Source organism: Paraglaciecola mesophila, from assembly GCF_009906955.1.
GTDB classification, from domain to species: Bacteria; Pseudomonadota; Gammaproteobacteria; order Enterobacterales; family Alteromonadaceae; genus Paraglaciecola; species Paraglaciecola mesophila_A.
This window is the reverse complement of the sequence record NZ_CP047656.1, coordinates 715,885-739,740: the sequence shown is the minus strand read 5'-3', so window position 1 is coordinate 739,740 and position 23,856 is coordinate 715,885. Positions and strand designations below refer to the sequence as shown.

The 23,856-nt window shown below is 45.0% G+C and carries 18 protein-coding genes and 1 riboswitch; of the genes, 13 read left to right on the top strand and 5 right to left on the bottom strand.

Annotated elements, in window-relative coordinates; translation table 11 throughout:
- Positions 1-123: 123 nt before the first annotated feature.
- Positions 124-579 carry a hypothetical protein gene (locus tag FX988_RS03070; RefSeq protein WP_160178288.1) on the top strand — a complete coding sequence of 152 codons (456 nt, stop codon included), beginning with the start codon at positions 124-126 and terminating at the stop codon, positions 577-579.
- Positions 580-757: 178 nt separating this feature from the next.
- Here FX988_RS03070 and FX988_RS03065 read toward each other — a convergent pair whose 3' ends face one another.
- The 3 genes from FX988_RS03065 to FX988_RS03055 form a co-directional block, all read right to left on the bottom strand.
- The gene (locus FX988_RS03065) at positions 758-1,951 is read right to left on the bottom strand and encodes an MFS transporter (protein WP_160178287.1); all 1,194 of its coding nucleotides are present in this window, start codon (positions 1,949-1,951) and stop codon (positions 758-760) included.
- A 214-nt stretch (positions 1,952-2,165) separates the two neighbouring features.
- A complete protein-coding gene (locus tag FX988_RS03060; RefSeq protein ID WP_160178286.1) occupies positions 2,166-3,269 on the bottom strand; it encodes an NADH:flavin oxidoreductase in 1,104 nt (367 codons plus the stop codon).
- A 31-nt stretch (positions 3,270-3,300) separates the two neighbouring features.
- The gene (locus FX988_RS03055) at positions 3,301-3,924 is read right to left on the bottom strand and encodes a TetR/AcrR family transcriptional regulator (protein ID WP_160178285.1); all 624 of its coding nucleotides are present in this window, start codon (positions 3,922-3,924) and stop codon (positions 3,301-3,303) included.
- 231 nt (positions 3,925-4,155) lie between these two features.
- On the opposite strand from FX988_RS03055, the gene FX988_RS21605 reads away from it, so the two are divergent.
- Positions 4,156-4,302, top strand: coding sequence for a hypothetical protein (locus FX988_RS21605; RefSeq protein ID WP_201751682.1), 147 nt, complete (start codon positions 4,156-4,158; stop codon positions 4,300-4,302).
- Between the two features lie 118 nt (positions 4,303-4,420).
- Here FX988_RS21605 and FX988_RS03050 read toward each other — a convergent pair whose 3' ends face one another.
- On the bottom strand, positions 4,421-4,690 hold the full coding sequence (locus FX988_RS03050; protein WP_160178284.1) for an RNA recognition motif domain-containing protein: 270 nt from the start codon (positions 4,688-4,690) through the stop codon (positions 4,421-4,423).
- A gap of 531 nt (positions 4,691-5,221) precedes the next feature.
- A riboswitch (TPP riboswitch) is annotated at positions 5,222-5,322 on the top strand.
- Positions 5,323-5,387: 65 nt separating this feature from the next.
- Here FX988_RS03050 and thiC point away from each other — a divergent pair.
- From thiC to FX988_RS03015, 7 genes are all read left to right on the top strand, one after another.
- Positions 5,388-7,268: a phosphomethylpyrimidine synthase ThiC gene (gene thiC, locus FX988_RS03045; RefSeq protein ID WP_160178283.1), complete on the top strand. Its 1,881-nt coding sequence runs from the start codon at positions 5,388-5,390 to the stop codon at positions 7,266-7,268.
- Positions 7,269-7,275: 7 nt separating this feature from the next.
- Entirely contained in the window at positions 7,276-8,445 is a 1,170-nt protein-coding gene (locus tag FX988_RS03040) for an FAD-dependent oxidoreductase (RefSeq protein ID WP_160178282.1), read from the top strand.
- Entirely contained in the window at positions 8,442-8,639 is a 198-nt protein-coding gene (thiS, locus tag FX988_RS03035; RefSeq protein ID WP_160178281.1) for a sulfur carrier protein ThiS, read from the top strand. Before FX988_RS03040 ends, thiS begins: the two co-directional genes overlap by 4 nt.
- 1 nt (position 8,640) lies before the next feature.
- The gene (locus tag FX988_RS03030) at positions 8,641-9,441 is read left to right on the top strand and encodes a thiazole synthase (protein ID WP_160178280.1); all 801 of its coding nucleotides are present in this window, start codon (positions 8,641-8,643) and stop codon (positions 9,439-9,441) included.
- 2 nt (positions 9,442-9,443) lie between these two features.
- Positions 9,444-11,132: a thiamine phosphate synthase gene (thiE, locus tag FX988_RS03025; RefSeq protein WP_160178279.1), complete on the top strand. Its 1,689-nt coding sequence runs from the start codon at positions 9,444-9,446 to the stop codon at positions 11,130-11,132.
- Positions 11,129-12,313 (top strand): HesA/MoeB/ThiF family protein, encoded by a 1,185-nt coding sequence (locus FX988_RS03020; protein ID WP_160178278.1) that lies wholly within the window; start codon positions 11,129-11,131, stop codon positions 12,311-12,313. Before thiE ends, FX988_RS03020 begins: the two co-directional genes overlap by 4 nt.
- Positions 12,314-12,383: 70 nt before the next feature.
- The gene (locus FX988_RS03015) at positions 12,384-12,761 is read left to right on the top strand and encodes a VOC family protein (RefSeq protein WP_160178277.1); all 378 of its coding nucleotides are present in this window, start codon (positions 12,384-12,386) and stop codon (positions 12,759-12,761) included.
- 177 nt (positions 12,762-12,938) lie between these two features.
- Here the strand turns inward: FX988_RS03015 and FX988_RS03010 are convergent, their stop codons facing one another.
- Positions 12,939-13,973, bottom strand: a complete 1,035-nt coding sequence (locus tag FX988_RS03010; protein ID WP_254700706.1) for a cupin-like domain-containing protein — start codon at positions 13,971-13,973, stop codon at positions 12,939-12,941.
- A 372-nt stretch (positions 13,974-14,345) separates the two neighbouring features.
- Here FX988_RS03010 and FX988_RS03005 point away from each other — a divergent pair, with 372 nt between their 5' ends.
- The 4 genes from FX988_RS03005 (at position 14,346) to FX988_RS02990 (ending at position 23,781) form a co-directional block, all read left to right on the top strand.
- On the top strand, positions 14,346-17,150 hold the full coding sequence (locus FX988_RS03005; RefSeq protein ID WP_160178276.1) for a TonB-dependent receptor: 2,805 nt from the start codon (positions 14,346-14,348) through the stop codon (positions 17,148-17,150).
- A 134-nt stretch (positions 17,151-17,284) separates the two neighbouring features.
- Positions 17,285-18,766 (top strand): tryptophan halogenase family protein, encoded by a 1,482-nt coding sequence (locus FX988_RS03000; protein ID WP_160178275.1) that lies wholly within the window; start codon positions 17,285-17,287, stop codon positions 18,764-18,766.
- 9 nt (positions 18,767-18,775) lie between these two features.
- Entirely contained in the window at positions 18,776-20,272 is a 1,497-nt protein-coding gene (locus FX988_RS02995; protein WP_160178274.1) for a tryptophan halogenase family protein, read from the top strand.
- Positions 20,273-20,739: 467 nt separating this feature from the next.
- Positions 20,740-23,781: a TonB-dependent receptor gene (locus FX988_RS02990; protein WP_160178273.1), complete on the top strand. Its 3,042-nt coding sequence runs from the start codon at positions 20,740-20,742 to the stop codon at positions 23,779-23,781.
- Positions 23,782-23,856 lie beyond the last annotated feature (75 nt).

Genomic DNA, 23,856 nt, shown 5'->3' with positions numbered 1-23,856 from the left:
ACTAAGCAAGGTCTATATCACATAAATAACATTGAACCCTATTGGTGCAAGCACTTCTTATCGCTGATAGGTAATTTTAATGCGGGATATATTTGGAACGTTAGTGCTGCTTAAGGAGAAAATGTGAGAAAAGGATTTATTTTAGCGTGTATCGCGTCATTTATATTGCTTTATGAAGATTTCAATCATTTATTGGTGCTTTTGATAGTCGGTGGTTTTGAACTTGAACAGGCTGCGCAAAAAGCGTTTGGTCATTCTAGTTTTACTGGAGCAATATTGATTGGCTCTATACGGTTAATTCCGTTTGTAAGCCTTATTGCGTGTGCTATTTGCACTAAACTTCTTGAATCACTCAAGGGCAGGCTCTCTTTATGTGTAAGTTTGCTCGTCGCCGTATGGGTTATCTTTTGTGGTTATTGGTCAATAACTAGCCCGCTGTATACGGCTGAACATGCATCTTCTACTTCCGCAATAGCTTACATTTTTGTACCCATAACGGCTTATATGTTTTCTTTTGCTGCCGGCGCTAGCGTTTATCTGTTGTGTAAAGTGTATGAGGTGGTAACTAAAGGTAAATAATAAAGCAGTGAATACGCCCACTTCGTTAACCGGTGTTTTCAATTTTCGGCCTTGTCTGCTAGGAGGTGAGATAAGCATTTACGCTTGTGAGTTAGTCAATTAAGCCGTTTCTTTTCACGCAATACGTCTCAAGCATCAGGTCTCATGCATCTCATTCCATGTATTTGGGGCAAAGGGATTAGTGTTTGTCTTTAAACTTCAGGGTGAAGAAAAACAACAAAAAGTAGCAACCAAACGCAAACCAGTAGGGCAGTGTGCCATCGATAGAATACAGATAGGTGCCCAGTATCGGGCCCACAGTAAATCCTAGTGGCGGGCACGCACCTGCAACACCTGCTACTGCACCTTGTTCATCCGCAGATACCGCAATTGAGGCCCCAGCCATAAAACCTGGGCCAGCGAACCCCATCCCAAGACCTAAAATACTCATGGCGATAATGTACATAGTTTGCGTATCGGCTATGGCCATAATAGCAAAGGCAATCATCATCATCGGCATCGACATGCGTAACAAAACAAAAGGACGAACAGATAGCCTAGGTATAACCAATAGTTGCACAAAAAGGGCTGCTGCGGCAGAGAGCATTAAGCTAACACCGACTATTTTGGCTGTTTGCGTACCGTCTAATGCCAATACATCTTGAAAGCGAAAGGCGATGGTTTGCTGCACGATAGCAAAGCCCATGAAGAGCAACACCCCAGCCACCACTAAGGGGAAAATTCTTGGGTCGGTGTACTTTAATTTAGGTAATACTTTTATTTCTGTCGGCCTGGGTAATACAGGTAACGCGTAAACGGCGAGAACGGCAGCGCCTAAGGTAAGTATGACTGAAAAATACAAGGGCGTTAGCAAGCTAATACTGGCCAGTAAACCACCTACTGCGGGGCCAAGAATAGAGCCAATGTTGGTTGCTGCACCAATGGCTCCCATGCCTTTTATACGATCTTTTACTGTGGTGATATCAGCCATATATGCATTGGCTGATGGGGTAACAGCAGCCATCACGACAGCATTAGCAACCCGGGTTGTGATCAAAAGTGCAAGCGCGATAAGGGGGATAAGATACCCCAGAAGCGCAGCCTGAAACACACCAGCAAATAAAATGGTCCCTAATGAATAGCCAAATAAACCGATCAACAACACTTTTCGTCGGCCCCACATATCACTGGCTCGCCCCCACAAGGGACTGACCAAAAATATGGTTAATGACGAACAAGAGATAATCGCGCCAATTTGTACTTCTATTAAGCCGATTTCTCGCCCTAATGGTGCAAGAATGGCAAACAACACGGTTTGTGCAAACCCCATAGCGGCTGCAGCTAATAGTAACGTGCGTTTGGCTAACGCATTGGCAGCGGTTGGATGGCTCATAGGGGGCACTTTTTCTCTATTTAATCTGATTTCTGGATAACAAGTATCGTACGAGATAAATTTTAACGATATTATTCAATGGCTTAATCATATTCGTTACAATACTTAATATGAATGCTGACTCAGTGACGACATTTTTCGGGTACACATAATCCATCTGTTTTGAATTGCCTAAGCAGAGCGAGCTACTTAGGCGAGTCAAAGCATAATGAGGCTAAGACAAAGTCGTCAGCGCTTCGCCCGAGTACTGCTCAAGTTCTTCTAATTTACCGTGGCGAATCTTATCAGCCCACTTAGGATCTTGCAGTAGGGCGCGGCCAACTGCGATCAAATCAAACTCGCCTTTGTCCATCCGCTCAATGAGATCGTCAATTGAGCGGGTGTTTGAGCCTTTTCCTGCAAATGCGCTGAAGAAGTCTTCGTTTAAGCCCACTGAGCCTACAGAAATGGTTGGCTTGCCTGTTAGTTTTTTTGTCCAACCGGCTAGGTTTAATTCACTTCCGTCGAACTCGTTTTCCCAATATCGGCGCTGTGAACAATGGAATACGTCGACTCCGGCGTCGCTCAATGGAGCCAAAAACTCTTCCAGTAATTGCGGAGTTTCGGCTAACCTTGCTGTGTAGTCTTGTTGTTTCCACTGTGAATAGCGTAACACGATGGGGAAGTCGGGTGATGTGATGGCGCGAATAGCCTTAATAATTTCAACCGCTAAACGACCACGATTCGCCATGCTGCCACCCCAGGCATCGGTGCGCTGATTCGTACCTTCCCAGAAGAATTGATCAATCAAATAACCATGGGCTCCGTGGATCTCAACGCCATCAAAGCCAATTCGCTGAGCATCTGCGGCAGCATTTGCAAAGCCTTCAATCACAGTTTCAATTTGTACTTGTGTCATCGGCTCCGATACTTGCTTGCCAGGTTTAAACAAACCAGATGGGCCTACACTAGGGAGTTCAGGGTACGGCGCTTTCTTTTGAGGGCGAGCCATACCCACGTGCCATAACTGCGGCATTATTTTACCACCTGCGCTGTGCACAGCTTTAACGGTTTCCTCCCACCCAGCGAGCGCTGCGTCACCATGAAACTGAGGAATACGCTCACTCATGGTCGCCACAGGATCATTTATGGTCGTGCCTTCGGTGATGATTAAGCCCGTGCCACCTTGTGCACGGCGACGATAATAATCGGCCACCTCAGACGATGGCACACCACCGGGAGAAAACTCTCGCGTCATTGGGGCCATTACCACTCGGTTATCCAAGGATAGACCTTTGTGTTTAAACGGGGTGAACAGCGTATCTACTTTGTTACTCATATTGTTGTCCTTGATATTCATTTATTGTCGTTTACTTGTTGGATTCAGATGAAGTCGGCTCATCACTAACACTGCGTAATAGAGCGTCAATCATAACGGTTGCAAGCTGTGCTACGTCTCGCTGTTCACCCAACATGTGAGACAGGTGCAGCGATATTAAGCCGTGTAACCCAGCCCAAATCACATAACATATTTCGACCGGGTCACCTTTTAAGATCCCCGCGCTTATAGCGGATTTGACAACCTGTCGCATTGGCATACTGCTGCGTAATATTTCGTTCTCAAGATCGGTATATTTGCTCAAATCAGGTTGCGACACGCTATACATAACGCGGTATGAATCGGGGAATGCCAAAGCAAATTCAAAGTATGCATGGCAAAGCGCGCTTAATTGTTTACTTAGGGTTGGCTCTTTACTCAGTGCATTTTCTAGGGTATCAGCAATGCGTGCGAACTCTCGCTGGCGCAGTGCGGCAAGAATATCAGCTTTGTTTTTAAAGTAGCGATACGGCGTAGTACGGCTGCAGCGTAAATCAGCGGCTAGCCCGCGCAGTGAAATCCCTTCGACGCCGCTTTTAGCAAATGACGCTAGCGCATGGTCGCACATGCGATTGCGAAAACAGGCTATCTCTTCTTCAGACAGTACTTTTGGCATCGTTACCCTTTACTTTGTTAATTTTAAGAGCATTGTTTTAAAACTGCTGTGATCAACGGAACAAACCATCATATATTTTATATTGACACTGTCAATTTTAAAAAGCGTTATTCAACTCGAGTATTATTAAATAGGACTTTAGGTAGGCGTGGCAGCGTCATTCCGAAAGCTCATTTATCAAAAGAAATTTGTCTTAAAGCGCCGCTAAACGTCGCAGCAAAGAGATTAGATATGCTAAGCCGCCATGGATTTTGGCGCGCGCAGCATCAAGCTAGAGCCGATATGTTGATATTTGTCAGTTTACTTTATCTACTGTTTGCAGGGGCAGGTAAGTATTCAATTGACAATTATCTACAGCGTAAAAAAGCGCGTATATAACGAGAAATATGATTAAGGGAGATACTTCCTACTCGTAAAAGGGCTAACAGACATTGATTCTGTTAGCCCTTTCACTGTTTTTAACCTTTCGGCGTTAACAGGTTTTCCTTAGTTTCGCTTATTCGTTTGGTTTTTCTGTGCTTTCAACCTTATCGTCTGCTTTTTTCACGCGAATTTTATTAGCCCCTAATGTGTGGCCATTTAAGTTAATTGTCGCTGCTTTTGCGTCGCCTACTTTTGGCATTTCAATAAAGCCAAACCCTTTAGAGCTATGGGTAGCAGGGTCCATTACGATTGTGCATGATTGAACAACCCCATAACCTTCAAAAAGGGTGCGCAGTTCGTCTTGTGTCGTGGTGCGGTCTAAATTACGGATCAATAATTTCATGGTAACGCCTTTCAATATAATAATTCACTTATGATAACAGCGTTTGTGTTGTATCAATACGAGTTAATGGCCTTAAGCGTGCTACTAAGCGCGGGAACACTCATTAATGAGGCTTTACGTGTTCAACTTGGTCTCGTTGGACAAATGATAACGAGCTTAGCCGAAGCTGTTTAAGTAAAAAATAGGCTTAATTTTTTCCTCGCTGAAAGTACTTCCCCCATAAAAAACGCGAATATTTTAGGGTTATTCATAAAAATCTGCTGAATGTAAAGTGACGCTAAACGTCGCTAACGTGTTAGTAGGTAGTCTTGTTTTTCATATTTTATATTCGCACCTTTATGAATTTTGGCTGCATTATAACGATATTTTTTAAGGTTTTTAGTGAATTTTAGGTTTTATCTGCTTTTTGCCTTTTTCCCTTAAAATTACGTTTTGTGTTTAGTTCAAAATGCTTATTAGAGGGCAGTATTGGTTAAAAATTCGCGCAAAAATTAGGGGCTAGTATTTTTAATTTTGTTGTCCTATTATCCGCATTCGCTCTCGGGGCGCCTTTTTTGGCTGAGATGTAGTAATACAAACCCGTAGAACCTGATCCGACTAGTATCGGCGTAGGAATGAGCAGCACATCCTGTCTTGGGATGTTTGTTTTCGTTTTCCGCGCGCCTGTATTTTTTAAGGAACACAAAAGGAAAACAAAATGAACACTGTCCTTTCTTCCAGTGCAACAAATGCGCAAGCAAACAACGACGCTGAAAGCCAAAAAATTACACGCACTCCTCTTCCTGCCAGTAAAAAGGTGTACGTGTCATCCCCAAATGACCCAAGTATTCGCGTGCCCATGCGTGAAATTAGCCTCACCGATGGCACTGCCGTTACCGTCTATGATACATCCGGTCCGTATACCGATGAATCAATTGATATTGATGTCAACAAAGGCATTGCTGACGTGCGTGGGCAATGGGTGCTTGAGCGCAATGATACCGAGCAATACGTGGGGCGAGAAGTTCAGCCCCAAGACAATGGCCACTTTGATGAAGACCGCGGGTTTCAATATTACAACGACGCGCTACAACGAGCGCCAAGGCGTGCATTATCAGGGAAAAATGTTACCCAAATGCATTACGCACGCCAAGGAATTATCACCAAAGAAATGGAATACATTGCCGTGCGCGAAAACCAAGCGCGTGAGGCATTAAATAACGAATTTACAACCGAAGAACGAAATACGCGTTTAAAAGGCAACCCTTTAGGGGCGAATTTGCAACCAATCACAGCCGAATTTGTTCGCCAAGAAGTGGCTGATGGGCGGGCAATTATTCCCGCAAACATCAACCATACTGAGCTTGAGCCGATGATCATTGGGCGCAACTTTCTGGTTAAAATCAATGGCAATATAGGTAACTCGGCGTTGCGCTCATCCATTGAGGAAGAAGTAGAAAAACTGGTCTGGTCAATCCGCTGGGGCGGCGACACCATCATGGATTTATCCACTGGTAAAAATATTCACTCGACTCGGGATTACATAGTGCGAAATTCACCTGTGCCAGTGGGTACCGTGCCAATCTACCAAGCACTAGAGAAAGTAAAAGGTGTAGCAGAGGACCTGACTTGGGAAATATTCAGAGATACCTTAATTGAGCAAGCAGAGCAAGGGGTGGACTACTTTACTATCCATGCTGGGGTGCGTTTACATCATATTCCTATGACGGTAGATAGAGTCACAGGCATTGTGTCTCGCGGAGGTTCGATAATGGCCAAGTGGTGTATTGCGCATCATCAAGAAAGCTTTTTATACACGCATTTCGAAGAAATTTGTCACATCATGAAGGCATATGACGTGAGCTTTTCTCTTGGTGATGGTTTGCGACCAGGCTCATTGGCTGATGCCAACGATGAGGCACAATTTGCTGAACTGATTACCCTAGGTGAATTAACCAAGATCGCGTGGAAACACGATGTACAAACCATGATAGAAGGGCCGGGTCATGTGCCTATGCACATGATAAAAGAAAATATGGATATGCAGTTAAAGCATTGCCACGAAGCGCCTTTTTATACGCTAGGCCCTCTTACTACTGATATTGCGCCTGGGTACGATCATATTACCAGTGGGATAGGCGCGGCAATTATTGGCTGGTACGGTTGTGCGATGCTCTGCTATGTGACGCCAAAAGAACACTTGGGCTTACCAAATAAGGACGATGTGAAACAAGGAATTATGGCCTACAAAATTGCAGCCCATGCAGCAGACATCGCTAAAGGTCATCCTGGTGCCCGTTATCGTGATGATTTGTTATCAAAAGCACGCTTCGAATTTCGCTGGATAGATCAATTCAATCTCGGCCTTGATCCTGATACCGCCCGTGAATTTCATGATGAAACGTTGCCGAAAGACGCCGCGAAAGTGGCACATTTTTGCTCTATGTGTGGTCCGAAATTTTGCTCAATGAAAATTTCTCAAGAGGTGCGTGATTATTCAGCGGATTTACAAAACGCTGAAATTGAAGCCGGTATGGCGCAAAAATCAGCTGAGTTTACCGCCTCTGGCGCGCAAATATACGTCGCGCAAAAGGACTAATTCATCCATGAAGCAAGCGGTTAGCAAGACACAATTTGCAATCGTGGGGGCTGGAATTATGGGGCGAGTATTGGCTTGGCAGCTCATTAATCGCCCCGAGCCAGTCTCCGTAACCTTGTTTGACAAAGACCCGGTAGCGTCAGGTCATGCAGCTGCATACACCGCTGCCGGTATGTTGTCACCATACAGTGAGCTGGAAAGCGCAGAAAGTGAGGTATTTAGTATGGGCATGGTGTCCCTTGAGCGCTGGCCTGATATTTTACGCACGGTAAACGCAGCTATACCCGAGCGACTAACACTATACAATCAGGGAACGCTAGTGGTGGCGCATCAGCAGGATAAGCCGTATTTTGAGCGTTTTTACCAGCAGCTAAACACTAAACTACCGAATTTAATGGGAGGTGAATTATCCGCGCATATGCACATGCTTGAGCATAATGAGCTTCGCCGCTATGCGCCTGCACTTGCAACGGGGTTTACCCACGCACTGCACTTGCACAAAGAAGCGTGGCTTGATAGCGATAAAGTTATGCAAGGGCTTGCTCGGTATTTGATGAGCGCTGGAGTCAATTGGCAGGCAAATAGCCATGTTGATAAAATTGAGAGCATCTCGCAAGGCCAAGACAAAGGCCGAGCGGCGGTACATTTGCCCGCAGGTAGACAGATATTTGATCACGTGATCGATTGCCGAGGGTTAGGTGCAAAGTCTGATTTAGCTGCACAGCAAGATATACAGTTGCGTGGTGTACGCGGTGAAGTGATCATCCTGCATGCCCCTGATGTTGAACTAAAGCAAGCTGTGCGCATGATGCACCCCAGATACAAACTATATATCGCGCCTAGAAATGACCAACACTTTGTAATTGGCGCGAGCCAAATAGAAAGCGAAGACCATGGTCCTATTAGTGTACGCTCTGCGCTCGAGTTGCTCTCTGCTGCTTACTCAATTGATACAGGGTTTGCTGAAGCTAAAATACTTCATTGTGCCACCAATTGCCGTCCTGCATTCGCTGACAATCTACCTAAAATTCTGTGCAACAAGCAGGTGATGCAAATAAATGGCTTATATCGACACGGGTATTTACTCGCTCCTTATTTAGCGCAAGAGGCTTGTCATCGTCTGTTTTCTACGGCACAAGGGTCACTTTTTTCTGAACTTATACAGGAGGTTTCATGATAACGATTCAATTTAATGGTGAGCCGCATCAGTTGAAAGCGCAGGCGTTACCTGAGGTACTGCTTGAATTAGGGGCTCCGCAGATGTGCGCCGTGGCGGTAAATGGTCAATTTGTGCCTAAAAATGAACATAATAGTGTGATTTTACAAGATGCAGATTCGCTTGATGCATTCACACCGATGCAAGGGGGCTAAAATGAGTTGGCAACTTGCAGATGTGACACTCGATAGCCGGTTTTTAATTGGTTCGTCTTTATATCCTTCGCCACAAATCATGCAGCAAGCTATTGTTGAATCCTCGGCAGAAGTGGTAACTGTCTCATTGCGCCGCCAGTTACCAACACAACAAGGAGGGCAGTCTTTTTGGCAGCACATACAAAATCTTAACCGGCATATATTGCCCAACACAGCGGGTTGCTACAGTGCGAAAGATGCTATCACAACCGCAAATATGGCGCGGGAAGTATTTAATACCCACTGGATAAAGCTGGAAGTACTGGGGGATGAATATAATTTGCAGCCTGATCCCTTTGCGCTATTAGAAGCTACGAAAGAGTTGATTGCACAGGGTTTTGAAGTCTTTCCTTATGCTACCGATGACTTAGTGCTCGCAGAGCGTTTAGTTACCGCAGGGTGCAAAATTGTTATGCCTTGGGGGGCTCCTATTGGTACAGGTAGAGGACTCATGAACCCGTATGCCCTACAAATTCTCAGAGCTCGCTTGCCCGATACCACCTTGATTATTGACGCAGGACTCGGTGTGCCTTCCCATGCGGCACAGGCAATGGAGTTGGGGTTTGATGGTGTATTACTCAACACAGCAGTGGCTGAGGCAAACGACCCTGTGATGATGGCAAGGGGATTTCGTGATGGAATTTGTGCTGGGCGAAATGGCTTCGAAGCAGGCGTCATGCAACAGCGAGATTTAGCTAAGCCGAGCACACCGGTATTGGGTACGCCGTTTTGGCACCAAGACAAACATGAGCTAGGTGGCTGAGCATGATAAGCCATGAAGCAATCGTCAGCGATCCCCAGTCGTTAAATAACGGTATAAAACCCTCGGTTTTAACCTTTTCTGGCAGCGACAGCGCAGGCCTAGCTGGTATGCAAATGGACATAAAAGTGCAGCACGCTTTTCACGTTCAGTGCTTAAGTGTACTCACGGCGGTTACAGCGCAAAATAATCAACAGGTTATGGGGGTGAACGCGGTTGAAAAAGAGATGTTTGACGCACAAATTAAAGCCGTTAGCGCATTTCAGCCCAGCGCCATTAAAACAGGATTAATTGGGCAGCATGCACAAGCAAAAAGTATTATCGATGCTCAACAAGCGTTAGGCATTCCCCTTATTTGTGACCCCGTCGGCACTGCAACCAGTGGTCATTACCTAACAGCCAATGAAAGTGAAGACAGCCATAGGTATTACACCGACGTTTTACTGCCTTATTGCACGTTAATCACCCCGAATATTCCTGAAGCTGAACGGTTAGTAGGGTTTCGCATTCTTAGCAACCAAGACATAAAACATGCTGCAAGAATTCTGCTTGATAAAGGGGCCGCTACAGTGCTGATAAAAGGAGGTCACGGCCCTTGTGCGAAGCAGTTTAGTCAAGACTATTATTGCAGTCCTACGGAGCAGTTTTGGTTGCAGAATCAATGGGTCGACACTCGGCATACAAGAGGAACTGGCTGTGCTCTCGCCTCTGCAATAGCCAGTTGTCTTGCACTTGGCTATTGCTTAAAAGATGCAGTGGTGATAGCAAAAATGGCTATTACCCAAGGTTTATATGTCGCCAAGGGCTTACTTTCTAACCCTAAAAATTACATGGACACCCATGTTAAAGGGTCAAAAAATAACAAAGACACCCATACTAATAGGTCAGAAAATTACAAGGACATCCATGGTAAAGGGGCAGAAAATAATAGAGGCACCCATACTAAAGGTGCAGTTGATATTCGGTGTTTTCCTTCGGGGCAACTGAGTTTACCTAATTTACGTGATGACAATGGCGGGGCGGGTTGTGTTGAGTCTCATTCATTTTTGACCCCAGTTCAGCCATTTCCTGATATCGGTGATTCACCGCTAGGCTTATATCCCATTGTTGATCGTGCTGATTGGCTAGAGATGCTGCTGCCACTTGGGGTATCAACTATTCAACTTAGAATAAAAGATTTAGCTGGGCAGTCACTTGAAGAGGAAATCAAACGCGCGGTTGAAATAGCAAAGCGTTTCCAGTGTCGTTTGTTTATTAATGATTATTGGCAACTGGCCATTAAACACCATGCTTACGGGGTGCACTTAGGTCAGGAAGATTTAATCGCTGCCCAGCAAGACTCAGCTAACCCGATAGACCAAATCCGCAATGCAGGTTTGCGCTTAGGGATCAGCACCCATTGTCACTTTGAAGTAGCGCGTGCACACGCTGTTAAACCTTCTTACATTGCCTACGGTCCCGTTTATGCGACAACAAGTAAAGACATGCCGTGGATCCCGCAAGGATTAGACGGACTTAGTTACTGGCAAAGTGGTTTAACCTACCCGGTGGTAGCAATTGGCGGTATTGATCTGCAAAGAGCGAAAGCCATTCACGCACTTGGGGTATCTGGCATCGCTATGATAAGCGAAATCACACGCGCAGATTCACCTCTTGAAAAGACTCGCGCGTTATTGGAAGCATTAAGCTCATGAGTTTATTTAATGCAGGAGAATGGCAGCAATATCAGCGGCATGTGCAATTAAATGAAGTGGGCGTTGCTGGCCAACTTGGCCTTAAACATGCCAAGGTTGTTATTGTAGGGGCAGGTGGGTTGGGGTGTCCTGTTGCTATGTATTTAGGTGCTGCAGGGGTTGGACATATCACAATTGTCGATGGTGACTGTATTTCCCAGTCGAATTTACATCGTCAAGTTTTGTTTTCCTTTGCGGATATCGGCAAATCAAAAGCTCGCATGGTTGCCAAACGCTTGAATGATAATAACCCATTCATTACTGTTCTTAGTGCCAGCGAGTCGTTGAGCGCTCAAAATATGCATAGTTTGCTTACCAAAGCAGATATCGTGCTTGATTGTACTGATAACTTCGAAGCTCGCATGCTGATTAATCAGTATTGCTTGGAGCAGGCAACTCCATGGATATATGCCAGTGTGTTAGGTACAAATGGTCAAATGGCGTTGTTTACACCAGACGGACCATGTTTTCGATGTGTGTTCCCTGATATTCCTGCCGATATACCCGATTGCAATGCCGCTGGTGTTTTAAGCTCCTTGCCCGGGATGCTAGGTTTGCTGCAAGCCAATAGTTGTTTACAGTATTTAATATCTGAGCAAAGTGACATTGCCAATAAGCTGTATTTGTTTTCTGGAAGAGCGAATGAATTGCGCACGATTAATCTTAGCCAGAATACACAATGTGATTGCGCTCAGCCTAAGGAAAAGAGCACAGTGAGCGTTAGGCTGGGCACAAAGCAAGATAAAGAGAAAGGGGGAAAACACACAAGTACTGAATCAATCAGCGAGTGTCATCAAAACACGAAACTAACAGCAAAAGCCTTCGTAGAACGACTCATGTGCCACGAAGCCCCTTTTCTACTTGATGTACGAAGTGAACAAGAGCACAAAGGTTTTAACATAGGTGGTATCTGCATCAGCTTAAGTGATGATTTAGTTCAGAAGGTTACCGCTGAGTATGAGGATCGAACAGCGACTATTTTTATATACTGCCAATCCGGTAAACGCAGCGACCAAGCCATCCAGCTGTTAAGAGAAGCGGGTTATCTTGAGTTATACAGCTTGGATGGTGGCTTGAGTGTCTTGCTCGAAGAGCGTCAACTTACCAAAATATTAAGTAAATTTTTAGCAAACCGTGCTTGAAAAACTGGTACTTGAGGGCAAGACTAATACCTCACATGAGCCAATTCATTGCGTAAATAAAGGAGCGAATATGACTAATCCAGTTGGGTGGTTTGAAATATATGTCGAGGATATGGACAGAGCGAAAGCATTTTATCAAACAGTCTTAGCCGTGACGTTAGAAACATTGACAGATCCCACAGATGAACAGGCGCATATGCTGGCATTTCCATCTGACATGGAAAAATACGGCGCAGCAGGTGCTTTAGTCAAAATGACGGGCATGACACCCGGTGGTAACAGCACATTGGTGTATTTTTCCTGTGAAGATTGCGCGGTAGAAGCAGGACGCGTATCACAAGCAGGCGGAGCGGTAGAGCAGGCAAAAATGTCGATTGGTGAATACGGTTTTATCGCCTTGGTAAAAGATACTGAAGGCAATATGTTCGGTTTGCACTCACAAGCATAATCGGCTTGGTATAACCTCAGCCATACCAAAGCAAGCGGTTTGAGGTAACCAGAAGGCGGAACATTTTATATGTTACGCCTTTATTCGTTTTACATGTATTAAAAAGGCATGAGTTGTAGAATGAGCGCTGGCCCTGATGCACGATTTGCATAAAAGGCGCTAGCGTAAAAACGCGTATTACCGACCTATTTTGTGCTTTAACCAGTTATGCACTCGGTTAATTGTCGTTTGATTTCTCATGCCTAAGACACCGCGCACTGAAGGTGGAATGTGCTCATGCAGCGACTCATCAGTGCTTAAATAATGATTAAGCATATGTTTCCACGCTGTTTGTTGGTCTATCGGTAAATGTTTGAGGGCTTGAATTGCATGGATCAACATAGGGAAAGGTAAAGCGCTAGAAACGAAATTACCGCTCCACCAATAGTTCACTAATACATTTATATTGCTCTGCGACTCAACGCTATGCCACCAAGGTGACGGAATATAAATCGCGTCACCGGGACGTAATTCTACTGACAAAGCGTGTTTAAACGCTTCAGCATATTTAGGAAAACGCGTCAAATCAGGGCAATGTAAATCAACTAAGCTAACCGGTTGACCAGCAGGGGTGTGCTCTAAGGGCCCTATATATAAGTTATCGATTTGCTCCGGCGGGAAAAGCGTGAAACGGCGCACGCCTGCGGCCACGACGGCTATGTTATGTGCCTCATCAAAATGCGCTGCCACTGTAACGGGATTACCCAACCATATAAAAGGGTGGTTACCGGGACGTAAGGGGTTGGCCAGCTCGTCTTCTAGCTTCGGCATCACGTCTTTAATACGTACACTTTGTACGCATACTCTGTCAACGGCTAACTCCCGGTTTGACTGCGCAAAATGCTGCATATGAGCTAAAGCTTGTTGTAATGTTGCCTGCGCCTTTTGAAAATTCATAGCGCGCATATCTTCGCTGTAAAACATCCGTCCTTTAGTTTTGTGCGGTAACAGAACAAGCGGTAAGGGGGTGTTAGTCGAAACATCGACTAGGTAATCACATAAAGCTTGTTCGGATTCTTTAGCAGCGTTAACCAAAGGCCACTGATCGGCAAAGCCGGGGATCACGGCAGGTGAATAATCATCGGTTACGCGTTGTTTAAAGTTATCAACTGTCACTCCTTCAACCCGTCTAGGCTCTGGGAGGTTATGAATATTGTATGTAAGATCCTGCATGCTTTTTATGACGTTAATTGTATCTAATTATTTAATACGTGCGGATAGGCTAGCACCGAAAATCGTACAAGAATAGCGTAACGGACTCAGCTTGATCTGTATGAGCGTTTACAAATAATTTTCAATAAATTCTCAGCGTTATTTTTATTATTCAATAAATACAATCGGTTACATGCTAATTTTGACAGTTTATAAAAATGTAGCTGTTAATGAATTGTTGTGTATTTTTACTGAATACGTATGCAAGACATTGAGGCATGGCTGGATGAGGCGGTACTATCCCGACAACTCGTACAAAGATGTAACATTTGACTACAAGTTGTTAACTGAAACTTAGGTTTGCAACTTAGTCTCGAACCGGGATAGACACACATGAATAATTTTAAACCTAATTTAATAAAAGCCGCGCTAATCACTAGTGGTTTTGCTTTCGGTATTACACCAAGTGCGTTCGCGCAAGAAGCAACAGCAGATGCAGCGGGTGACGATACTGAAGTGATCCAAGTCACGGGTATTCGTGGCAGCCTTATGCGTGCACAAGCGATAAAAATGGACAACACTTCGATTGTTGAAGTGCTTTCTGCCGAAGACATCGGCAAGCTACCAGATACCAGTGTCGCCGAATCATTGGCACGTTTACCTGGCCTAGCCGGTGAGCGCAGAAACGGTCGTACAAGTGGTTTGTCAGTTCGTGGTTTTAATGAAAACTACGTTGGTACTTCGCTTAATGGCCGCGAACTACTAGGTATGGGCGATAACCGTGGGGTTGAATTCGATTTGTATCCCACTGAAATCGTCTCGAATATTCTGGTTTATAAAACACCAGAAGCCGGTCTGATTAATCAAGGTATCGGCGGCACCGTTGATTTACAAACAGTCAAGCCTCTGGGAATGGAGCAAAGCATTACCCTTAATGGTTCATTTGAAAAAAATGCTGAAGACTCAGCGAATCCAGATTTTGACAATGATGGCCATCGTTTATCTTTCAATTATGTTGATTCTTTCGCTGATGATACAATTGGCGTTGCCTTAACGCTTGCAACAATGGAGTCCCCTCGCCAAGAAGAGCAATTTGGTGGTTGGGGCTATGCTACCGCTAACCCTGACAACGCCGCGCCCGGTGTCGAAGTGCCAGAAGGAACACTGATTTTAGGTGGGCATGATTCACTTGCACGTTCAGCCATGTTGGAGCGAGACTCCATTGCGGCAGTCGTTCAGTGGGCACCATCAGATAAACTAACGTTGCAACTTGATGCTCTTTATATTGATTTTGTTGAAAACGATGTAAAACGAGGCCTCGAAGAAGGTGGCCCAGAGTGGGGTGGCGTAGATTACACCATCACCAAAGTCGAAGATGGTTTAGTCACTGAAGGTTACCACGATGGTTTCTACTCGGTGGTGCGAAACGATGCCAAAGAGCAAAATGCAGAGCTAACGACCTTGGGTTTAAACATCGCTTACGAATTAGATGAAAACTGGACTGTTTCGGCTGATTTGTCTAGTGGTAAAGTGGATAAAACCATTACCGATATCGAAAGCTACTCTGGTGTGGGGCGAGCTGGGGTTGAAGGGCGTCCGATTACACCGCGCTCTTGGACGATGACCTCTACCGGTGCCGTTTACGGTGATCATCCTACGTTGCCAGGCGTTGATTTAACCGATCCAAGTTTGATCAGCCTAGCTGGGCCGCAGGCATGGGGGGCCCCCATAATCGGCTCAGACGCACAAGACGGTTTCGTGAATAAGCCCGTATTTGAAGAAGAGTTAGACAGTATCCGCTTCGAATTAGACGGATACGTTGAATGGGGTATTTTTACCAATATTAATGTGGGTATCAACTATTCAGACCGCTCTAAATCAAAGGTTAATAATGGCGCCTATTTAACCGCCCCTGAGTACCCAGGCCAAGGTCCAATTCCAGATCCAGTAGGCGTGGTGAATTTAGATTTCATTGGTATTAATGGTGTTCTTGGTTACGACAGCTTAGGCTTATTCAACAGTGGTTATTACACAGTTACTGATGCTGGACTGGTGCAAAATGATCGCTTAGGGGATACCTATGAAGTGGAAGAACAGTTGACCACGGTATTTGCCAAGCTTGACATAAATACTGAGCTAGGCGATGTGTTCATAAAGGGTAATGTAGGCTTGCAAGTAGTCAGTGCTGACCAATCATCCACTGGTTTTAGCACTACAAGTGATGTGGATGGCATGACAGTCGCGGTGCCTGTTACAGGCGGTGCTGATTACACTGATGTATTACCAACGTTGAACTTAAGCGCTGAAATATACGAAGGCCAGTTTATTCGTACTGCACTTTCCAAGGTAATCAGCCGACCGCGTATGGACGATATGCGCCCAAATACTCAAGCTACTTTTGCTTTTAACGACAATCAAATTGCTAACCCAGATCCTGCAAATGGACCTTGGGGAGGAAGTACAGGTAACCCAGAGCTAAAACCGCTAGAAGCTGATCAGTTTGATCTATCTTATGAGAACTACTTTGCAGACGACGGTTACTTTGCTGTGTCATTCTTTTTCAAAGATATCAAAAACTGGCATCGCGATACCAGTGTAGTGGCTGATTTCTCAGACGTATATATTCCAACATTACATCAAGCCTCTGATGGCTCTGCACCAGTGACTTTCTTGGGTGGCGTATCTTCCGTGCTAGATGGATTTGAAGGCTTTGTGCGTGGCTATGAATTCCAAGCAAGCCTACCGTTTAGCATGATCCACGAAAGTTTAGACGGCTTTGGTATGTTTGCTAGCGCCACCTTTATGACCGGAAAGTTAGATGCCGCTCCTGGTCAGACTGAAACCCGTATTCCCGGTTTATCAGAAGAGTCCTATAGCTTGACGGCCTATTATGAGATGAACGGTTTCGAAATTCGCATCTCTGGTACGAAACGTGACCCATTTTTAACGGAGCAGCGTGGTTTAAGTTTGTCATTGGTTGATGCTACTGACCAAGGTGGTGAGCTATGGGATGCACAAATTGGTTATGACTTTAGTGAGTCAGGTATTGAATCTTTGGATGGCTTACGCGTGACACTGCAAGCGCAAAACATAACAGACGAAGATACGATCCAAGCCGCGCCAAACGATGGACGTCAAATAACCCGTCATCAATCATTTGGGGCTAACTACTTATTAGGTTTCAACTATTCGTTTTAAGTTAGCTATTAACCAAGCAGCAGGGAAGCCACTCGCTTCTTTGTAGACTAAAGTGCGGTGTGCCGCGCTTTCAATTTCAAACCCTATCTGGTTATATAACAATTAGATAGGGTTTTTCTGTTTGAAGTGATTCAATGAACACAGCAATTAAAGATGTAGTCATAGTGGGGGGCGGGACCGCTGGCTGGTTAACGGCTGCGTTACTGCAAAAAGTCGTTGGTACTTCTATTAACATTACCCTGGTTGAGTCCGAAGCCATTGGCACTGTGGGGGTAGGGGAAGCAACTATTCCTCCTATACGCTTAGTGAATCAAGTGTTGGGTATTAACGAAGCCGAGTTTTTAAGGGAAACCAAAGCCACTATCAAACTCGCGATAAAATTTGAGAACTGGCGTACACCCAACGATAGTTATTTTCATACATTCGGATCGCCGGGTAAAAGTATGGCGTTCTGTCATTTTCACCACTTTGTGAATCGTGCTAAGCATCTTGGTCACGAGTCAACTATTTGGGATTACGATTTAAACTACCTGTGTGCAACCCAAGGTAAATTCGCCCATATCAAAGCACAAGATCCTGTCCTCGACTTGCCCTATGCCTATCATTTTGATGCGTCGTTATACGCTCAGTTTCTACGTCGCTATTGTACCAAGCTTGGTGTAACCCGCATTGAAGGCATGATTGATTCTGTTCAGCAACATCCGTCGGGGGATATCGCTGGTGTTACTCTGCAAGATGGTCAGCAGATTAACGGTGATTTATTTGTGGATTGCTCTGGGTTTCGCGGCTTGCTAATTCAGCAAACCCTTGGTGTTGGCTACGATGATTGGACCCATTTGCTGCCTTGCGATCGCGCAGTGGCCGTGCCTTCTGAACGATTCGACAAAACCGTGCCTTATACGCGGGCTATTGCCCATAAAGCTGGCTGGCAATGGCGCATACCCTTACAGCACAGAAATGGTAATGGCTTGGTGTATTGCAGTGCTCATTTAAGCGATGATGAAGCCAGCCACACACTGTTGAATAATTTGGATTCAACGCCCATCGGCGACCCCAAAATCATACATTTTACAACGGGGCGCAGACGTAAGCAGTGGCATAAAAATGTGGTGGCTGTGGGGCTATCGAGCGGGTTTTTAGAGCCGTTAGAGTCGACCAGTATTCACCTTATTCAATCTGCGATTGTGCGCTTAATACATTTATTCCCTCATCAGGGAATCGATAGCGCAGCGGTAGATGAATACAACCAGCAATCAGAACTCGAATACACCCAAATACGTGATTTTTTGGTACTTCACTATCACTTAACAAAGCGTGACGACAGTCAGTTTTGGCGGAATATGCAAAGCATGGATATCCCCGATTCGTTGGCCCATAAAATGGCTTTGTTTAAACAGAACGGAAAGTTATTTAGGGAGCAAAACGATTTGTTTCTCGAAAGCTCGTGGTTGCAAGTCATGGTGGGGCAAGGGATAGAGCCTGAAGATTTTCACCCGATCGCGAACAATTTATCACAGCATCAACTTATGGGCATGCTAGATAAGATGCGAGATGTCAAACGAGAGCCACTGACTAGCTTACCTAGTCATGACGAGTTTCTGATGCATTTTCTGTAAGGCAACCTGATGGCACAATCATTTAAAATCGTCATTTTAGGAGGCGGCACCGCAGGTTGGATGGCGGCTAATTTATTTGCTCACAAGTGGGCTGACAAGCTGGCGGATAAATCCTTAACAATAACTTTGGTTGAATCACCTGATATCGGTATTGTCGGGGTAGGTGAGGGCTCAACCCCCACACTGAAACGTTTTTTTAGTATGCTTGGTATTGGGGATAGCGACTGGATGCCTCAATGCAACGCCACCTACAAAATGAATATCGCCTTTGAGAATTTCAGCCCTGCATCAGGTATTACGCGTTACAGCCATCCGTTTATATCGCAAATAGACACTTTCACCCAACGGGCATTTATGGTGAACGCCCGCACTCGTCGCCTTGGGCTTGATACGCACACAAACCCTGGCGATTTTTTATTAAACGGCGTACTCGCTAAGCAGAACAAAGGCCCACAAACGCCGGCTAATTTTCCGTTTAGTATAGAATACGGTTATCACTTTGATTCCCACTTGCTAGGTGCCTTTCTACAGCAACATGCTATTGGTCTAGGTGTAGATCACGTTCAAGCAAATGTAGAAAGCATCAAGCAGCATCCCAATGGTGATATCGCGGCGCTGCACTATAAAGAAGGCATTGAGATAAGCGGTGATTTGTTTGTTGATTGCAGCGGTTTTTCTAGTGTACTCATGCAAAAGACCTTAGGCGTCAAATTTAACAGTTATAAAGACAATCTATTTAACGACTCTGCAGTTGTGGTGCCAACGCCTATAGGTGAGCAAATTCCAGTAGAAACCACATCCACGGCCTTATCAGCAGGCTGGTGCTGGAAGATCCCCCTAACGAATCGATTCGGTAACGGCTATGTTTACAGTTCAGACTTTGTCAGTAAAAACGACGCTGAACAGGAGTTGAAGAACCATCTACAACTGAATGAAAATGCTGAATGCCGACATTTATCCATGAAGGTGGGGGCGTTAGAGAAACAATGGCAAAATAACTGTTTAGGTATTGGGTTGTCAGCCGGCTTTATCGAGCCCCTTGAAGCAACGGCTTTGCATCTAACGCAGATATCCATCGAACAATTCATATTAGAATTTGAAGAGGGCGGTTTTTCTAACCGTTTGCAAGGGCAGTACAACGCCAAAATGCAATATAGAACGGAGCGCACTCGGGATTATATAGTGGCGCACTACAAGCTCAATACCCGAAACGACAGTGAGTATTGGCGGGCAAATCGCAACAACATGCACCTGTCTGAATCACTGTTACAAATATTGGATGTTTGGTACAAACGCGGGGATTTAGAAGCGGAAATAAACCGCCAAGACCTTTCTACTCACTTTAATGCTGTGTCGTGGAATTGCTTGTTAGCAGGTTACGGTGCGTTTCCACCACTGGCTGCAAAACAACCGGGCACAGGGGATCTATACAAAGAACAGAATATCCAATCTTTCCTTCAAGGCTGCGCGTTGAATTTCAGTACCCACGTTGAGCAATTACGTTAAAGCTAATTGATGCGCCTCATATCACTATAAAAAGCGACTGCACTTTTGTGTCCCGTCCCTAAAGTCGCGTTTCTTCAATCAAAGTGTTAAACATTTGTTTACTTATTAATTGCTAGCTGTTCATCTTTTGCATCAATATGCAGCTTGTCAGCATTGGATTTCGCGATAATAGGCGACGTGCAACTGATATGTAGTGCCTGCGATATTGACGTTAAAAGTAATTAATTGCAGCTAAAGTGCCTTTAAATTGCGGTTAAATTACGTTTGGAACTATCTCTTACTCTGTATTTGTTAATAATTTGTTGAATACGTATGCAGTGCGTTGTTTTGATTGTTAACTAGGCGTTAACATTCTCAGCTGGAAACAACAAGACGTACTTCGTTTCAAAATATAACACTTATCTAGAGTTGAAAATTAAACCAGAAAGTGTGAAGCGAACGTTCGTCATACGTAATGGGACACACGCATGACAAGATTCAAACCGAATTTAATTACCGCTGCGTTACTGGCAAGTTGCTCAACCTTAATGACGGGGGGAGTATTCGCACAGCAATCAAATGAAGAAGTTACTATCACGAGTACCGAGCAAGAACAAAGAGCCAATGAACCGGGAGAAAATGATCAAGGGCTAGAACGCATTGAAGTCAGAGGCTTTGCCACCAGTCTCATTCAATCACTGAATCAAAAACGATTTAGTGACACCGTATCCGAGCAAATTTCTGCTGATGATTTAGGTGGCTTGCCCGATGTGTCTATGGCGGATGCACTAACCCGTTTACCTGGTATTTCAGCTGTAAGAACCGGCGGCCAAGCTGCAGAGATCAACATTCGTGGTATGTCTGGTGATTTTGTTTTCTCGACCCTCAACGGACGTGAACAAGTATCTACCAGTGGTTCGCGTTCTATTGAGTTCGATCAATATCCATCTGAATTAATCTCTTCAGCTGCGGTGTATAAATCCCCAAAAGCATCGCTGATTGAAGGTGGCGTAGCGGGCAGCGTAGAGCTACAAACCGCCAGCCCTTTAAATAATGATAAGCAGCATACGTTCAATGTTAACGCTAGAGGTATGTTTAACGACAGAGCCGGTGAGGTATCGGATGCAGAAGAGTTTGGTCATCGTTTAAGTTTTTCTTATCAAGGTAAGTATCTAAACGATACCTTAGGTGTGGCGCTGGGCTACGCACGATTATTTCAACCCAGTGTATCCACTCAGTTTGTCGGGCTTGCCTATAACGCCACTAAAGATGTGGATAACGACGGTGACGAGGAATTTTTAAGTGAAGGATTTGAGTTTCAACACAAAGGCGGTGAAGAAACTCGTGACGGTTATATGGGCGCGATTGAATGGGCGCCGGTTGATACCTTTACTCTAAAAGCGGATGCGTTTTTCTCTAAATTTGACTCAGAAGAATTCGCCCGAGGCTTTCGAGTTAAACTTGGCGGTGCTTCAGCCGCGGTTGCAAACCCAATATTAAACGATAACGCTGTCATCGGAGGTACGTTTAATCGTACTTCACAAAGTTTTACCCGTGTAGAGTTGGTTAACGATGACAACCAAGACTATGACGAAGTGGCCAGTTTTGGTATTAACGCGGACTGGCAAGCAACAGATAACTTAACGCTCGCGTTCGATGTGTCACAGTCCATTGCAAAAAGTAACTTTAGAAACGGCCTGTTGTGGGCGCTTGTCGGTGAAGATGCCAACGCTGAATTACCTGCGTTTGACAGTGATATCTCGATTAGTTACTTGCTACACGGTCTAGATTTGCCCGATGTTGGATTTAGTCAAGCCGATGCTTTCACGGATTTAGATAAAGTGATGGTGACTAAGTACGGTATTTATCCTTATGAAAACGAAGATGAGCTAAATGCTTATCGTTTTGACCTGACCTATGATTTTGACGACAACGCTTTTTTATCGTCAGTTGAATTTGGTGCGCGTTACTCTGATCGTGAATACAGCAACGACCGTTCAGTGTTTGAATATGGTAGCGACTCCAGTTTCTCTGCCAGCCAACCACCACTGCGCTTAACTGATGACATGGTTGAAGTGGTCGATTGGGAAGGGGATTTTAGTTACTTGCCAAGTTACCTTTCGATTGACTTAAATTCTGCGCTAAATGCGTGGTTCCCCTCAGGTATACCACAGCCAGTTAAAACCTGGGGAGCGGGTAGCCCTGGGGTGATAAACGGACCTGGCGAGGGGCCTAACACTAGCTGGACCATGCTGGAAAGCGGTAAAGTGTTTGAAAAAGTCACCGCCGCTTACGTTATGGCAAACATAGATACTGAACTGTTTGGCTTACCCGTTACCGGTAACGTGGGGGTGCGTATGGTAGAAACCGAGCAATCATCTACCGTACTGCAAGACGTGTCTGAAGACATCATCGACCCTGAAACAGGCGAAGTGATTGATACAAGAGGTAACCCAGCCAACGGGGCTCAGTACATCACCGATGACGCTGGTTTAGTGAATGACTTTTATCGCCCAGCGCTTTTGACTGATAAATACCGAGATTATTTACCTTCAATTAACCTGAATTTTAAGCTGACTGATAGCGAACAATTGCGTTTTGCTGCGGCAAAAGTGCTCGGCCGAGCGCCCATCAATCGCTTATTTGCTAATGCCACAGTGCGAGTCGAAGACGTACAAGCTTTTCGTGATCAGGATACCGGCGAGATTGTTTTATCAAAGCCAACAGCAATCATTTCTGGTAGCGCTACGAACAGTCCGTACCTTCGTCCTTTTTATGCTGATCAGTATGATATTTCTTATGAGAAGTACTTTGAAGATACCGACGGTGCATTTGTCGCCGCTGTATTCTACAAAGACATTAAGTCTTTTATTAATACCTTTAAAGAAGACCCGTTTGATTTTACTGGCAATGGTTTCACCGTCCCACGTGAAATTACCGTTCTGGTTACTGACGAAGAAGGAGAGCCTTTATTTAATGATGATGGATCACGTCTATCGGTACAAGTGCCTACTGAAAATGGTGGTTATGAAACCGCTGTCAACAATGACAAAGGCGGCTATATTCGCGGCGCTGAGTTGTCGTACACGCAAATCTACTCGTTTCTTCCTGACATGTGGTCAGGTTTAGGGATGAGCGCCAGCTATTCCTACACAGAAAGTGAAATTCAAACCCAAACCACATTAGGCGGTGCATCGGTAGAGCAAACCTTGCCGGGTTTATCTGAAAACGTGGTCGCGGCCACGGTGTTCTGGGAATACGAAGATTTCGAAACGCGATTAAGTGTGCGCTGGCGTGATGCGTTTGTGTCAAAACAAGTGGCCGTTAATGAACAGGTGGTTAATTTCGATTCAGAAACCGTGATTGATTATCAGGCGTCGTACAACATCAACGAGAACCTCGGCATGTTGTTTCAAGTGAATAACTTGACCGACGAGCCAACCAAAAGTTATTTCGGCAGCGAAGCACAGACGGGGACCATTCAGTACTTTGGGCGCCAAATATTTCTGGGCGTGACATATTCACTTTAAAGACGCTCACCTTCATGAAAAGCACGTTTTCATTGATGTAGGACTTAATTCGTTGCGCCTGCGCTGCGTAATATT

What these genes read in the sequence shown, in the direction of transcription:
- FX988_RS03065 (WP_160178287.1), bottom strand. Translation starts at nt 1,951, where the DNA reads ATGAGCCATCCAACCGCTGCCAATGCGTTAGCCAAACGCACGTTACTA.
- FX988_RS03060 (WP_160178286.1), bottom strand. Translation starts at nt 3,269, where the DNA reads ATGAGTAACAAAGTAGATACGCTGTTCACCCCGTTTAAACACAAAGGT.
- FX988_RS03055 (WP_160178285.1), bottom strand. Translation starts at nt 3,924, where the DNA reads ATGCCAAAAGTACTGTCTGAAGAAGAGATAGCCTGTTTTCGCAATCGC.
- FX988_RS21605 (WP_201751682.1), top strand. Translation starts at nt 4,156, where the DNA reads ATGCTAAGCCGCCATGGATTTTGGCGCGCGCAGCATCAAGCTAGAGCC.
- FX988_RS03050 (WP_160178284.1), bottom strand. Translation starts at nt 4,690, where the DNA reads ATGAAATTATTGATCCGTAATTTAGACCGCACCACGACACAAGACGAA.
- thiC (WP_160178283.1), top strand. Translation starts at nt 5,388, where the DNA reads ATGAACACTGTCCTTTCTTCCAGTGCAACAAATGCGCAAGCAAACAAC.
- FX988_RS03040 (WP_160178282.1), top strand. Translation starts at nt 7,276, where the DNA reads ATGAAGCAAGCGGTTAGCAAGACACAATTTGCAATCGTGGGGGCTGGA.
- thiS (WP_160178281.1), top strand. Translation starts at nt 8,442, where the DNA reads ATGATAACGATTCAATTTAATGGTGAGCCGCATCAGTTGAAAGCGCAG.
- FX988_RS03030 (WP_160178280.1), top strand. Translation starts at nt 8,641, where the DNA reads ATGAGTTGGCAACTTGCAGATGTGACACTCGATAGCCGGTTTTTAATT.
- thiE (WP_160178279.1), top strand. Translation starts at nt 9,444, where the DNA reads ATGATAAGCCATGAAGCAATCGTCAGCGATCCCCAGTCGTTAAATAAC.
- FX988_RS03020 (WP_160178278.1), top strand. Translation starts at nt 11,129, where the DNA reads ATGAGTTTATTTAATGCAGGAGAATGGCAGCAATATCAGCGGCATGTG.
- FX988_RS03015 (WP_160178277.1), top strand. Translation starts at nt 12,384, where the DNA reads ATGACTAATCCAGTTGGGTGGTTTGAAATATATGTCGAGGATATGGAC.
- FX988_RS03010 (WP_254700706.1), bottom strand. Translation starts at nt 13,973, where the DNA reads ATGCAGGATCTTACATACAATATTCATAACCTCCCAGAGCCTAGACGG.
- FX988_RS03005 (WP_160178276.1), top strand. Translation starts at nt 14,346, where the DNA reads ATGAATAATTTTAAACCTAATTTAATAAAAGCCGCGCTAATCACTAGT.
- FX988_RS03000 (WP_160178275.1), top strand. Translation starts at nt 17,285, where the DNA reads ATGAACACAGCAATTAAAGATGTAGTCATAGTGGGGGGCGGGACCGCT.
- FX988_RS02995 (WP_160178274.1), top strand. Translation starts at nt 18,776, where the DNA reads ATGGCACAATCATTTAAAATCGTCATTTTAGGAGGCGGCACCGCAGGT.
- FX988_RS02990 (WP_160178273.1), top strand. Translation starts at nt 20,740, where the DNA reads ATGACAAGATTCAAACCGAATTTAATTACCGCTGCGTTACTGGCAAGT.